At 68.0% G+C, this 13426-nt stretch carries 9 protein-coding genes; 7 read left to right on the plus strand and 2 right to left on the minus strand.

Annotated features, from left to right (window positions below; all coding sequences use genetic code 11):
* The first annotated feature begins 148 nt into the window (after positions 1 to 148).
* The 3 genes from ASE64_RS14665 (at position 149) to ASE64_RS14675 (ending at position 7070) form a co-directional block, all read left to right on the plus strand.
* Complete coding sequence (locus tag ASE64_RS14665; RefSeq protein ID WP_055782221.1) at positions 149 to 4465, plus strand: DUF7933 domain-containing protein; 4317 nt, start codon at positions 149 to 151, stop codon at positions 4463 to 4465.
* Positions 4466 to 4556: 91 nt separating this feature from the next.
* Positions 4557 to 6074 (plus strand): SpaH/EbpB family LPXTG-anchored major pilin, encoded by a 1518-nt coding sequence (locus ASE64_RS14670; protein ID WP_055782224.1) that lies wholly within the window; start codon positions 4557 to 4559, stop codon positions 6072 to 6074.
* 9 nt (positions 6075 to 6083) lie between these two features.
* Positions 6084 to 7070, plus strand: coding sequence for a class C sortase (locus tag ASE64_RS14675; protein ID WP_235480648.1), 987 nt, complete (start codon positions 6084 to 6086; stop codon positions 7068 to 7070).
* Here ASE64_RS14675 and ASE64_RS14680 read toward each other — a convergent pair.
* A complete protein-coding gene (locus ASE64_RS14680) occupies positions 7000 to 8499 on the minus strand; it encodes a SulP family inorganic anion transporter (protein ID WP_055782229.1) in 1500 nt (499 codons plus the stop codon). The genes ASE64_RS14675 and ASE64_RS14680 overlap by 71 nt on opposite strands.
* A 72-nt stretch (positions 8500 to 8571) precedes the next feature.
* On the opposite strand from ASE64_RS14680, the gene ASE64_RS14685 reads away from it, so the two are divergent.
* From ASE64_RS14685 to ASE64_RS14695, 3 genes are read left to right on the plus strand one after another with little or no spacing between them, the layout of a single operon-like run.
* Positions 8572 to 9195 carry a MerR family transcriptional regulator gene (locus ASE64_RS14685; RefSeq protein WP_055782232.1) on the plus strand — a complete coding sequence of 208 codons (624 nt, stop codon included), beginning with the start codon at positions 8572 to 8574 and terminating at the stop codon, positions 9193 to 9195.
* Positions 9195 to 10190 (plus strand): hypothetical protein, encoded by a 996-nt coding sequence (locus ASE64_RS14690; protein WP_235480649.1) that lies wholly within the window; start codon positions 9195 to 9197, stop codon positions 10188 to 10190. Before ASE64_RS14685 ends, ASE64_RS14690 begins: the two co-directional genes overlap by 1 nt.
* Complete coding sequence (locus tag ASE64_RS14695) at positions 10187 to 10537, plus strand: DUF2834 domain-containing protein (RefSeq protein WP_055782234.1); 351 nt, start codon at positions 10187 to 10189, stop codon at positions 10535 to 10537. The genes ASE64_RS14690 and ASE64_RS14695 overlap by 4 nt, the downstream gene beginning before the upstream one ends.
* 3 nt (positions 10538 to 10540) lie before the next feature.
* Here the strand turns inward: ASE64_RS14695 and ASE64_RS14700 are convergent, their stop codons facing one another.
* Positions 10541 to 11581: an NAD(P)-dependent alcohol dehydrogenase gene (locus ASE64_RS14700; protein ID WP_055782237.1), complete on the minus strand. Its 1041-nt coding sequence runs from the start codon at positions 11579 to 11581 to the stop codon at positions 10541 to 10543.
* 164 nt (positions 11582 to 11745) lie between these two features.
* Here ASE64_RS14700 and ASE64_RS14705 point away from each other — a divergent pair, with 164 nt between their 5' ends.
* Complete coding sequence (locus ASE64_RS14705) at positions 11746 to 13425, plus strand: RecQ family ATP-dependent DNA helicase (protein WP_235480650.1); 1680 nt, start codon at positions 11746 to 11748, stop codon at positions 13423 to 13425.
* The last annotated feature ends 1 nt before the right edge of the window (position 13426 follow it).

The following is a 13426-nucleotide window of genomic DNA, read 5'->3' on the forward strand; positions in this document are numbered from 1 at the left end:
CGTGCCTATAACTTCAAGCTGTCAGCGCGCTCCCGGGCGCGTCGACTCCTCGGGGGTTCGGTGCATTTGCGCAATCAGGGCGACGTTTACGGTGCCCACGTTTCGCACGTCTGACACATTCACATTCATCTAGTAGACGCGATAGCCGATGTCCCGACACCTGAAGAACCCGCAGCACTCCGCGGGTCGAGCCGACGTTCGGCGCGGGTTCGGGGCGGTCGTGATCGCCCTCGTCGGTGCGCTCGTCGTAGGCGCCTGGGGAGTCGCCCCTGTAGCCGCCGAAGTCTCGCCGACCCCTGAGGCGACAGAATCGATCGGCTCTCCCGATGGTCCGGACACAACCGCCGAGGAGACACCGGCGCCTGCGAATCCCGTCCCATCGGCGGATCCCACGGAAGAACCGGCCGCACCTGTCGAGGAACCGGTGCCCGGCCCGGTCGAACCCGGCGATTCCGTCGCACCTTCGACGGACACACCGGATCCGGCCGCGGAGCCGACCGATCCCGGCCTGCAGGACGAACCGACGGCATCCGAACCCGCCCCGGAATCCGACCGGGCGCCGCCCGAGACGGCTCGGGCCGGAGGCGATTTCGGCACCCTCGCCGCGGGAATCCCGGAGGCACCGCGGCAGGTCTGGATCGAGGCCTTCGAGCAAGGTCTCACCAACACGGCCAGCGGAATAGCCGCATATTCCGGCGGCCGCTACACGGCATCGACGGGATGGGCCAACGGATCCGCGTGCACGGGCGTGCTCGTCAACTACCTCTCGCCCTACCCGAACCCCGCTTTCTGCCCCACCCAGCCGCAGCTCGTCGTCGGCCAGTCGTCGGTGGCCGCACGGGAGATCCGCAGGATGTCCGACGTGCTCGGCCAGGTCGCGGCAGGCGTGATCGGATCGACGTCGGCCTCGTCTCCCGCCAACGGTTCGACGACCGGCACCGCCGGGAGCCAGGGCAACCACGCGCTGGTCTCCCTTCCCTACGGCACGGTCGCCGGGGGTACGACGGTCCTCACCTCGGCCACGGGGATAGGCGTGACCGCGCCGGCATCGCGGTACTACGCGCTTCGGATGAACGCCGTCGGCGCCCAGTGCGGAACGAATAACGCGTCGCTCTCGCTGAACCTGGTCTCGGGCGGCACGGCTCTCCTGACGGGATTCGCAAGCCCCGTCGTTCCTTGCACGGCGACAGGAAGCGTGTTCTACACGTCTCCTACCCAGCCCGGACTTCCCACTCTCGGGGGCGTCTTCGATCCGGCCTTGTCGGCCTCGGTGCGCGCTGCCAACTACTCCGGCACGAACACTGCTCTCCTCTCGCCGGCGCAGATCGCCGCTGCGCAGGTGCAGCTCGTTAACTCCGTCACCGGTTCGGGCAGCGGATTCGGGGTCGACAACCTGCGGGTGATCGAGGTCACCCCCGCACTCGATGCGAGCTTCGGTGGCGCGGCGGCCACGGCCACCGTTCCCACCACGCTCACGTTCACGATCACCAACACCGGCGAGCTGCTCGCGAAAACCGACTGGGGGTTCTCCACGGCTCTCCCCGCCGGCCTGACGGTGGCTCCGACCCCCGCGGTCGCGGGCTCCTGCGCGAACGTCGCCGGAACCGCGTTCGCCGTGACGGCAGCGGCAGGCTCCTCCACTGTGACTGCCGCTGGAGGCGACCTTGCAGCAGGCGCCGCCTCCTGCACGATCACTGTCGACGTGGTCGCCTCCGGGGCTGGAACGTACAGCAGCGGCACCGTCACGCCGACAGGGCTCATCGCCTCGGCACCCGCAAGTGTCACCGTTGCGGCCGCGACGACGATAACGGTGCGCAAGAACCTTCCGGCACGCACTGCGGCAACCGACCAGTTCACGCTGTCCCTGCGAACCGGAACCAGTGTTCTTGCGTCGGCCACGACATCCGGCACCGCCACCGGAATTCAGGCGGCTCAGGTTAGCCGCTACGTCGTGCAGCCGGGCGCCACCTACACGGTGCACGAGGCCCAGACGGCAGGCGCGGGCCTCGGCTACTCCAACGGGTACGAGTGCACGCGCGGCGGCACGGTCATCGGATCGGGTTCCGGGGCATCGGGCGCGATCACCGTTCCGAACGAGGTGGGCGCCGAGGTGATCTGCACGTTCACCAACACTGTTCAGACTCCGCGGCTCTTCTGCGACACGAACCACTTCTACTCCATCACCGCCGCAGGTGCCCTGCAGCAGGGAGACATCGTCTCGGGAACGCTCGCTCAGGTCGGATCGTGGACAGGAGCCACCGCGAGCAATGCACTCGGCATCGGCGCGGGCGGAACGGTCGCGTATGCCATCGAGCGCTCCGCCGACGCCACCGACGTGGCATCCATTCTCAAATGGACCCCGGGATCGGGATTCCAGACGCTGGCCAACAGCTCGTACACGACGGTCGCGGGCGGCACCGCGATCACGGGAAGCCTCGTGGCCGGTGCCGTCGACCTGTCGGGGAGCCGCTACCTGTTCGGCACCTTCCTGAACAGCCAGTTCTACATCTGGAGCTTCACCGAGTCGAACCCCACCGCCACACGTTTCGCATTCCTCGGGTCCTTCCCCACGGGGGCGGCGCCCAACGGCAACGGCGACATGGCGTTCGATGCCCGCGGCAACCTCTACGTGGTCGGCGCCTCGACCGTCAACGGAGCGAGCAGCGCGGCCATCTACACCGTCACGGCCGAGACGCTCGCGGCCGCGTCGGGCGGCACACTCGCGGTCAATACGTCTGCGACCCGCGCCCTGACGGGCACCGACGCTGCCTTCGCCAACGTCAACGGCATCGCCTTCTCCCCCCGCGGCACCGTCTACCTCGCCAACGCGGGCAGCGCCTACGAATTCGATGCCACGACCTGGAACCGCGTGAGCGGCACGGCACGCGTCCCCGTCGATTCGGTCGACCTCGCCGGCTGCTCCTCGCCGTCGACGATCACCCTGCAGAAGAACATCGTCGGGCGCCAGGCGGCAAGCGACCAGTTCCAGCTGACCGCCTCCGCCGGAACCCCCCTGACCGCCTTCGCCACGGCGACGACAACCGGGGCGACCCTCGGCAGGCAAACCGCCCAGATCGGTCCTTTCCCCGCTCCTATCGGCAGCACGGTCACGATCTCCGAGGCCATGGCCGCGGGATCCACCTCTGCGATCGCGGCCTACACGACCATCTACGAGTGCTGGGCCGACGGGGTGCGGCTCAGCTCCGGAACCACGGCGACCGGTGCCGTCACGATGCCCACGAGGCTCAGCGTCAACGTCAACTGCACCTACTTCAACTCTCCTCGTCCGGCGTCGACCGTGCGCATCACGAAGACGATCCAGGAGTTCTCCGGCCTCTCCCGGCCCGGAGTGGACTGGACGGTGGGCACGACCGCGACGGCCACCACGGGAACGGCGACAGCCCTGCCGAGCGAGGCTCCCCGACAGCAGACGGATGCCGCGGGCCAGGCGACTTGGACCGTGCTGTTCGGCTCCGACGCATCTCGCGCGACGGTGACCGTCTCTGAAGTTCAGCAGACGGGATTCGCGTTCGTCAGCGGCTCGTGCACGGTGAACGGCACGGCGCGGGCCGTCGCCTTCACCCAGACGGGAACCGTCGTGAGCGGCAGCCTGACGGGCATAGCCTCGGCGTCTGCCATCGAGTGCACCATCGTGAATCGCCCCACGGCGAGCCTCACGCTCGTGAAGACGGTGGGGTACGGCAGCGCCCTGCCGACGGACTGGACCCTCAGCGCGACGGGCCCCGCCGGAGCGCTGCCAGGCCCCACCGGCCGCTCGGGCACCGCGGCAGCATCCGGTGTCTCGGTGACTCCCGGCGTGGCGTACCGACTCGGCGAATCGGGCGGGCCACTGACCTATGTGCAGACGGGCGCGTGGCAGTGCCGCACGGCCACGGGGGCGACGGTGGCGGTCAGCGCCGCCGGCGATGTGACGCCCGTCGCAGGCGCCGCCGTCACGTGCACCGTGGGCAACTCGACGTCATCCATCACCCTGGTCAAGCAGGTCCTGAGCCCGAGAACCGGATTCCAGGCCTCCGATTGGCGAGTGACCGCGACGCCGGCGGCGATCGCCGGGGGAACACTGCCGACCGAGACCAGGGCAGGCGCCGAGTACAGCACCTCGGGCAACACCGCCAGCACCTTCGACGTGCGACCGGGCCACGGCTACACCCTTTCCGAGGCCGCCACGGATCCGAACCGGCGGCTGGCGTACCAGGAGCTCCGTCTCGAGCGCCTGACCGGGTCGACGTGGACCGCCGTCACCTCCCGAACCATCCTCGCCCCCGCGGCAGGCGAGACGGCGATCTACCGCTTCGTCAACGCCCCCGTGGAACCCACCCGGCTGCCCCTCACGGGTGGCACGAGCGCCGATGCGTTCCTCATCGGAGGAGGAGCCGTGCTCACAGCGGCATTCGCCCTCCTGGTGTGGACACAGCGTCGAAGGTTGCGAGGCGCCTTCCGGTGATGCACCTACCGATCCGTCTGTCCCGAAGTCCCTGCCCATCACGATCCCGATATTTCTCACGCACCACTCTCATCATCCACAAGGAGTAATAATGTCCAGTCCCTTCCTCCGGAGGCTCTCCGCGGCCGCCGGCGTCCTCGCGCTGAGCGCCGCGGCGGCGTTCGTCTCCGTCGCTCCGGCTCAAGCCGTCACACTCCCGGGCAACATCGACCCGGCCATCCCACGCACGCTGACGATCCACAAGTTCGCACTCGGCCCGGAGAACGGCCAGCAGGTCGGAACGGGCCAGGAGGTCTCCGTTCCGGGCACGCCCCTCTCGGGTGCGACCTTCACCGCCGCCCGGGTTCAGGGTGTCGACCTCACGACGCCCGAGGGGTGGACGCAGGTCTCCAACCTCACGCCGGCGACGGCTGCCGGCCGAGTGATCGCTGCCGACACGTTCACCGCCACCACCGGCACCGACGGCGTGGCGCGCTTCAACTCGGGCGACACCCTGCCCCTCGGTCTCTACCTGGTGACCGAGACGGAACTGCCCGCCGAGGCGACCAACCCGTCGGCACCGTTCCTGGTGACGCTGCCATTCCCCACCGGCCCCGGCGGCGCACCGGCGAACCAGTGGGTCTACGACGTGCACGTCTACCCCAAGAACGCCGTCACCGATCTCACGAAGACCCGGGTTCCCGCGCCGGCGAACTCGGTCGAGGCGCGCAACCCCGACCTCATCCGCTGGGCGATCGCCTCGGACGTTCCCACACTGGCCGCGGGTGACACGCTCGACACCTTCACCCTGACCGATACGCTGCCGGCCGAATTGAACTACCTGCCGACCGGCCCGACCGGTGTCGCGCCCTCCGGCGTGACCATCGCCAACGCGGCGGGAATCGCAGTGAACTTCGTCGCGGGCACCGACTACACGCTCGTCTACGACGCGATCACTCGCAATGTCACCCTCACCTTCACACCGACCGGCCTCACTCGCCTCTCGGGTCTGCAGGGCGGCGATGTGACCCTCACCGTGCTCAGCCGCGCGGTGGCGATCCCTGCGAACGGCATCATCACCAACACGGCGACGAGCGTCGTGAACGGAGCCACCGACACGGTCACCGGCAGCACTCCCATCGGCCAGCTCACCGTCTTCTCGTTCCAGAGCGAGAACGGAGTGCGCACGCCGCTCGCCGGAGCCGTCTACGAGGTGTTCCTCAACCAGAACGACGCCAATCTCGGTCAGAACCCTGTCAGCATCAACGGCATCCTGAACTGGACTACCGAGGCGAACGGAATCGTCGCGATCCCGATCATCACTCCGGGCAACTACTACGTGCGTGAGATCACGCCGCCGGCCGGATACCAGCTGCCGACGCCGAGCCAGGTTCAGACGCAGGTCGTCGCCGGTCCGAGTTCGACGACGGCGCCGGTGCAGAACTACGTCGAGTTCGAGCACGACCAGGTTCCGGCCTTCGCGCTGCCGCTCACCGGTGGTGATGGCGCGCTGTGGTTCAGTGTCGGCGGAATCGCGATCCTCGCCGTCGCCCTGGGCTCGGCCGTGGCCGTGTCGCGTCGTCGTGCCGCCGTCGTGGCGCACGCCGCCGTGGCGCACCCCGCCGCGTAATCTGACAGCGTGAAGACACAGGCGGAGCGTCCCCCGGGCGCTCCGCCTGTTCTCGTTTCACGCTGGCGCCTGCCCGTGCTGCCGCTGGTGATCGCGGTGGCGAGCATGGTCGGCGTCGGCCTTCTGCTGTATCCGTCGATCGCGGCCTGGTTCAGTTCGGTCGAGCAGTCGCAGAAGATCGACGGGCTCACGCAGGGAATCACCGACCTCGGCGCCGAGACCCTGCGGGAGAGGCTCGCGGAGGCCCGCGCCTACAATCAGACCCTCACCGGCGGTGGCGCGGCGGTCGCTGCGAATGAGCGACTTCCGCTCGCGAACGATCCTCGCACCGGAGACACCGCCCAGTACTTCTCGATGCTCCGAGGAGACTCGGAGGGCCTCATGGCACGCCTCAAGGTTCCCTCGATCGGTGTCGATCTTCCGATCTACCACGGCACGAGCGAGGCGGTGCTCGAACACGGTGTCGGTCACCTCGAAGGAACGGCCCTGCCGGTGGGAGGCGAATCGACCCACTCGGTGCTCACCGGCCACAGGGGGCTCGCCACCTCGGAGCTCTTCACGCATCTGGATCGAGTCTCGGTCGGCGACACGTTCACGGTCGAGGTGTTCGGTGATGTGCTCACCTACCGGGTGATCGAGACTCTCGTCGTCGAGCCCGACGACACGGAGAGCCTGCTCATCCGCCCCGGTCGTGACCTGCTCACCCTCGTCACGTGTACGCCTCTCGGCATCAACAGCCACCGCATCCTGGTCACGGGCGAGCAGGTCATTCCGACCCCGCAGTCCGACATCGACGCCGCCGGAGACTCGCCAGACGTACCCGGTTTCCCGTGGTGGATGCTCGTGGCCGGCGGCACGGTCGTACTCGCCGTCACGTACGTCTGGCTTTCAGGCCGACCGCCGCGGGCGCTGCGATCGCACGCGTCTACGAACCGAGGCGGCCCGACAGACGCGAGTGGAGCGCCGAGCTCCGCCCATCCAGACCTTCGAACCTGACCGTCACGCCGTGTTGACGGTACTTGTTCTCGACCGAGTCGAGGGCGGCCACCGTCGACGCGTCCCAGATCTGCGCCGCACCGAAGTCGATCGTCACATTCGGCGGATCGATCGCGTACGAGAAGCGCTCGACCAGATCGTTGCTGCTGCCGAAGAAGAGCGGACCGTGCACGGTGTAGCGCGCCGACGCTCCCTCGTCAACGACGACGCGGTCGACCCGGATGACATGGGCCACCCGACGCGCGAACAGCACCATCGCGAGCACCACACCCACGAGCACGCCGAGCGCGAGGTTGCCTGTCGCAACGACGACCACGACGGTGACGACCATCACGATGGTCTCGGGCACCGGCATCCGGCGCAACGTCGCCGGGCGAAGGCTGTGCCAGTCGACCGTGGTGATCGCCACGATCATCATCACCGCGGCGAGCGCCACCATGGGGATCTGCGCCATGAGGTCACTCAGCAGGGTCACGAGGGCGAGAAGCACAAGACCGGCGACGAAGGTCGAGATGCGGGTGCGCGCGCGACCCATCTTGACGTTCACGACGGTCTGGCCGATCATCGCGCATCCGGCGATTCCGCCGTAGAAGCCGGCGAGGATGTTGGCGACCCCGAGCGCCCACGACTCGCGGCTCTTGTGCGAGCGGGTCTCGGTGATGTCGTCGACGAGCTTCGCGGTGAGGAGGGTCTCCATGAGCCCCACGAAGGCGACACTCAACGCCGTGGGCCAGATGAGCTGCAGCGTCTCGAGATTCACAGGAGCGAGGAACGGCGTGATGCCGGGCAGAGCCCCGCCGATCTCGCCCTCGTCGCCCACGTTGGGAACGTTCAGATGCGCGATCATCACGATCGCCGTGACGACGACGATGGCCACCAGAGGCGCGGGCACCGCGGTCGTGAAGCGCGGCAGGATCAGGATGATCGCGACCGTGAGGGCGAACAGCGGATAGACCAGCCATGGCACGCCCAGAAGATGCGGCACCTGGGCCACGAAGATCAGAATGCCGAGCGCGTTGACGAAGCCGATCATGACGGAGCGCGGGATGAACCTCATGAGCCTGGCCAGACCGAGCGCACCGAAGGCGATCTGCACGATGCCCGCCAAGATGATCGCCGGCAGCAGGTACTCGACGCCGTGATCCTTCACCAGGGGCGCCACCACCAGCGCCACCGATCCGGCGGCGGCGGTGACCATCGCGGGCCGCCCGCCGAGGATCGACATGGTGATGGCGAGAACGATGGATGCGACGAGACTCACCTTGGGATCGACACCGGCGATCACCGAGAACGAGATGACCTCGGGGATCAGGGCCAGCGTCGTGACGATGCCGGCGAGCACCTCGCGGCTGAGGAGTCGCGGGGAGCGGAGCGCGTCGAGCGTCGTGATTTCGAGCTGAGGGGCGGTGGATCCGGGGAGCGCAGGCACCGGAACAGCCTACGTCGACGTTCACCGAAGAACTGCTGGTACTGCCACTATCGGTAGTGCTACTATCAGCAGGTGCTCATCTCCCAGGTCTCCCAGCTCTCCGGCACCCCCGCGGCCACCATCAAGTACTACGTGCGCGCCGGGCTCCTTCCCGCCGGCACCCGAAGCGGCGAGAACCGCACCAGCTACGACGAATCGCACGTCGATCGACTCCGGCTCATCCGGGCCATGCTCGAGGTGGGCAAGCTGTCGGTGAGTTCGGCTGCCGCGGTACTCGCGGCCCTCGACGACTCGTCGAAGCCGATCGCCGAGACCTTCGAGGTTGCCCAGAACGCGCTCGCCCGCGACGCCGTGGCCGACGTGAGCGAGCCGTCAGACGAGAGCATCGCTCGCGCCGACGCCGTGATCGACCGCGCCGGGTGGGCGAACTGCGGCGACAACGTGGGGCGACGCATCGTCGCTCAGACCATCGACGGCTTCGCGAAGGCCGGGCATCACATGAGCGACGGATATCTCGATCGCTACGCGGCGGCCGCCGACATCGTGGCGGCGGCCGACCTCGACGCCGTCGGCGCGATCGCCGACCCCTCCGAGCGCACCGAGCTCATGGTCGTGGGCACTGTGCTCGGCGACCCCCTCTCCCTCGGCCTGCGGCGCATCGCCCAGGCTCACCGAACCTCAGAACGGAACCTGTGATGTTGTCTCTGAAACGCGCCTACGCCTGGCATCGACCGCTGATGGCGGTGGCCGCGCTGATGGTGCTGTGCGCCGCCGTGTGTCTCGTCGGCGCCGCCGTCGACCCCAGACAGGTGGCCGGCGCCGACACGTGGCTGAAGCCCTTGAAATTCTCGCTATCGATTCTTCTCTACTGCGTCACCTGGGCCTGGCTCATCGCGCACCTGACACGGTTCAGAAAAGCGGCGCACACCGCCGGCACCGTGATCGCGGTGGCCGTCGCCGTCGAGCAGCTCGCGATCGTCGGCGCGGCCGCATCGGCCACGACGAGTCACTTCAACGTCTCCACCCCCTTCGCCACCGCGCTCTGGGGCGTCATGGCCGTGTCGATCACGATCCTCTACGTGGCGACGTTCGTCACCACCGTGCTGCTGTTCTGGATGCCGCTGCCCACCGTCTCGCTGACCGTGGCCGTTCGCACCGGCGCGGCTATCGCGCTCGTCGGCCTCGGCCTCGCGTTCCTGATGACCGGTCCGACTGCGCAGCAGCTCGACGACTATCAGGGCATCGTGGGAGCGCACACCGTGGGCAGCGCAGACGGCGGGCCCGGTCTTCCTCTTCTCGGATGGAGCACCGTGGCCGGCGACCTCCGCATCCCGCACTTCGTGGGCATGCACGCCCTGCAACTCTTGCCGCTGATCGCGATCGTCCTCGGCGCGCTGGCCGGGCGCATCCGGCTTCTCGCCGACGATCGCGTGCGCACCCGGCTGGTGGTCGTGGCCGCGGCCGCCTTCGCGGCGACGCTCGCCGTGCTGACGGCACAGGCGCTGATCGGCCAATCGATCGTGCGGCCGCAGGGCGGGATCCTGATCGCCGGATGGGGCGTCGCTATCGCTGCCGGCCTCGCCGCCGTTGTCGTCCTCGTCGCCGCCGCGCGGCATCCGCTGCAGAGCGAAAGGCGGCCCGACGATGAGCAGACGCCGATCGCCGAGAAGACAGAGAAGGTGCGCTCATGAGCCGGCTTCGTCGCGATTGGAGCACCGCCTCCGTCGTCTACCTCGTGCTGGCGGTCGTCGGCCTGGTCGGAACCTGGACCTTCAACATCACCGCCATCGTCGAGGAGCGCGACTTTCTCGGAGAGTGGTTTGGCAGCGGACCATCGGTGGGCTCACTCGGCGTCGACCTCGCGGTTGTGGCTGTCGCTGCGATCGTGCTGATGGTCGCCGAGGCGCGGAGGCTGCGCATGCGGGGCATCGTGATCTACATCGTGCTCGTCCCGCTGGTCGCGCTCGCCTTCGCGTTCCCGCTCTTTCTCTGCGCACGCGAGCGCGAGCTGACCCGTCAGCGGGCGACCGAGCACTGAGGCTCAGCCGTTGGGCAGGATCACCGCGCGACCCCGAATGGAGCCCTCGTGCAGGCGCTCGTAGGCCGCGGGGCCTTCGTCGAGGCCGAACGTCTCGACCTCGACCGAGATCTGGCCCGCCCGAGCCATGTCGAGCACCTCGATGAGTTCGGCGCGCGAACCCCAGTAGGGCGTGCGCACGGCGGCGTCGTAGGCGATTGCGCCGAAGCCGACCGGCAGCATCCCGCCGCCGATGCCCACGATGGTGACGTCGCCCTCGATGGCGACCGAGGCACCAGCGATCTCGACGGTGGGCTGCACGCCGACGAAGTCGAAGACGGCGTTCGCGCCGAGGCCTCCCGTGAGTTCTTTGATCGCAGCGACGGCGCTCTTGTCGCTGAGGATCGCGTGGTGCGCGCCGACCTTCTTCGCGAGCTCCAGCTTCTCGTCGTTCACGTCGAGCGCGATCACCGTCGCGCCCGACAGCGCGCGCAGTATCTGGATGCCGACATGGCCGAGCCCGCCCGTTCCGATGACGACGGCGAAGGTTCCCGCGCCGAGCTTCGGAAGCGATCGCTTGATCGCGTGATACGGAGTCAGACCGGCGTCGGTCAGCGAGACGTTCTTCACGGGGTCGAGGTCGCCGAGCGGCACGAGGTGGCGCGGGTCGTCGATGAGCATGTACTCGGCCATCGAGCCCGGGGCTCCGAGTCCGGGAGGCATGATGCCCTCGGCCTGCGCGTTGGTGCAGTAGTTCTCTTTGCCCTCGGAGCAGTTATGGCAGCGGCCGCAGCCCCACGGACCGTAGACAGCGACCGCGTCACCGACCGCGAGATGCTCGACGCCCTCGCCGAGCTCGTGAACGATACCCGCGCCCTCGTGTCCGAGAGTGAGCGGGAGTCCATAGGTGTACTGGTCTTCGGGAAGGCCCATGACGAACTCGTCGGAGTGGCAGACTCCGGCCGCGGTGACCTTCAACAGAACCTGGCCGGGACCAGGAGTGGGGATCGGAATATCGACGACCTCGGGGGCCTTGCCGATGGTCGTGTACTGGAGAGCCTTCATTGATCTGACCAATCCGCGGGCGGCGAGATGTCCTGATTGCGGTAAACCGTCCGCTGCTTCTACGGTACCTCCTAAACCGACAACTGTCTGATTGCGTTTGCCACCAGAGTCGAATGTTCGCAAGGGTCACCCTGAAGATCCGAGTCCTGTGGTTTCGTAGTCGCGTGACCTCAGCACAATCAGCAGCACAATCCGCCGCACAACCCTCAGCACCCGCCCCGCTCATCGCCGAGACCGCCCGTCGCGTCTTCGGATGGCCGTCGTTGCGCGAGGGGCAGATCGACGCCGTGCAGGCACCGGTATCCGGCCAAGACGTGCTCGCAGTGATGCCCACCGGCTACGGCAAATCTGCCGTCTACCAGCTGGCGGGAACGCTGCTCGGGGGCGTGACCGTGGTGGTCTCTCCGCTCATCGCCCTGCAAGACGATCAGGTGCGCTCGCTCCGAGAGGTTCATCGGCGCACCGCTGTCGCCATCAACTCGTCGCTCTCCGAGAAAGAGACCGAACACGCGTGGTCCACGGTCGAAGCGGGTGAGCAGTGCTTCGTCTTCCTCTCGCCCGAGCAGCTCGCGAAACCCTCCGTCGTCTCACGTCTGGCAGCGCGTGGCGTCACCCTGTTCACCGTCGACGAGGCGCACTGCGTGTCGTCGTGGGGGCATGACTTCCGCCCCGATTACCTCGGCCTCGGCGAGGTCATCGAACAGCTCGGGCATCCGCCCGTGATCGCCCTCACCGCCACGGGCTCGGGCCCGGTGCGCACCGACATCGTCGAGCGCCTCGGGCTGCGAGAGGCCCTCGTGCTGGCCCGCGGCTTCGACCGGCCCAACATCAGACTCGAGGTCGTACGTCACGAGAGCGACGACGACAAGCGTCGTGCCGTCGTGCGGCAGGTCATGGATGCGACGGGTCCCGGCCTCGTGTACGTGGCGACCCGCGCAGACGCCGAACGCTACGCCGACGCCCTCCAGGCCGAGGGCATTGTGGCCGACGCTTATCACGCGGGGCTTCCCGACGCCCAGCGGGAGGACGTGCATAGCCGCTTCACCGACGGCACCCTCGACATCGTGGTGGCGACGAGCGCATTCGGCATGGGTATCGACAAATCCGACGTGCGTTTCGTGGTGCACGAGGCGGTGACCGACTCGATCGACAGCTACTACCAAGAGGTGGGGCGCGCTGGTCGCGACGGAGAAGAGTCGCTGGCGACGCTGCACTACCGCTCCGAAGACCTGGGCCTGCGCACCTTCTTCGCGTCGGGCGTGCCGTCGAAGGAGTCGATCGCTCGCGTCTATGCGGCCGTCAAGAAGACGCCTTCGATCTCCCTGACCGATCTCGCCGACGCGCTCGAGTTGTCGCCGCGCACCTGCCGAGGCCTGGTCAATCTGCTCGAGGAGGCCGAGCTCCTCACCTCGACGGCCAGCGGTCTGACCGCCGTCGGCCGCCGCTCGCCATCGACGGCAGCCCGCATCGCTGTGGAACGCGCAGAGGCGCAGCACCGTGTCGAGAAATCGCGGGTGCAGATGGTTCGGGGCTACGCGGAGACCCTCGAATGCCGCCGCATCTTTCTGCTGGGCTACTTCGGAGAAGACCTACCGGAGCCCTGCGGCAACTGCGACACATGCACCTCGGGGCTCGCCTACGAGGAGTTCGCCCGTGAGAACAGCAACGATGCGTCGGCGGTCTTCGTCGTCGACTCCCGCGTCACGCACAAGAAGTGGGGCATCGGGGTCGTGATGCGCGTCGAAGACGATCGCATCACCGTCTTCTTCGACGACGAGGGCTACAAGGTGCTCTCGGTCGAGGCGGTGCAGCAGAATCGACTGCTGACTGTGCTGCCCGCCTGAC

The organism is Agreia sp. Leaf210, from assembly GCF_001421485.1.
Classification (GTDB): domain Bacteria; phylum Actinomycetota; class Actinomycetes; order Actinomycetales; family Microbacteriaceae; genus Agreia.

Coding starts and splice junctions, on each gene's coding strand:
- ASE64_RS14670 (WP_055782224.1), top strand. CDS start 4,557: ATGTCCAGTCCCTTCCTCCGGAGGCTCTCCGCGGCCGCCGGCGTCCTC.
- ASE64_RS14665 (WP_055782221.1), top strand. CDS start 149: ATGTCCCGACACCTGAAGAACCCGCAGCACTCCGCGGGTCGAGCCGAC.
- ASE64_RS14690 (WP_235480649.1), top strand. CDS start 9,195: ATGTTGTCTCTGAAACGCGCCTACGCCTGGCATCGACCGCTGATGGCG.
- ASE64_RS14700 (WP_055782237.1), bottom strand. CDS start 11,581: ATGAAGGCTCTCCAGTACACGACCATCGGCAAGGCCCCCGAGGTCGTC.
- ASE64_RS14695 (WP_055782234.1), top strand. CDS start 10,187: ATGAGCCGGCTTCGTCGCGATTGGAGCACCGCCTCCGTCGTCTACCTC.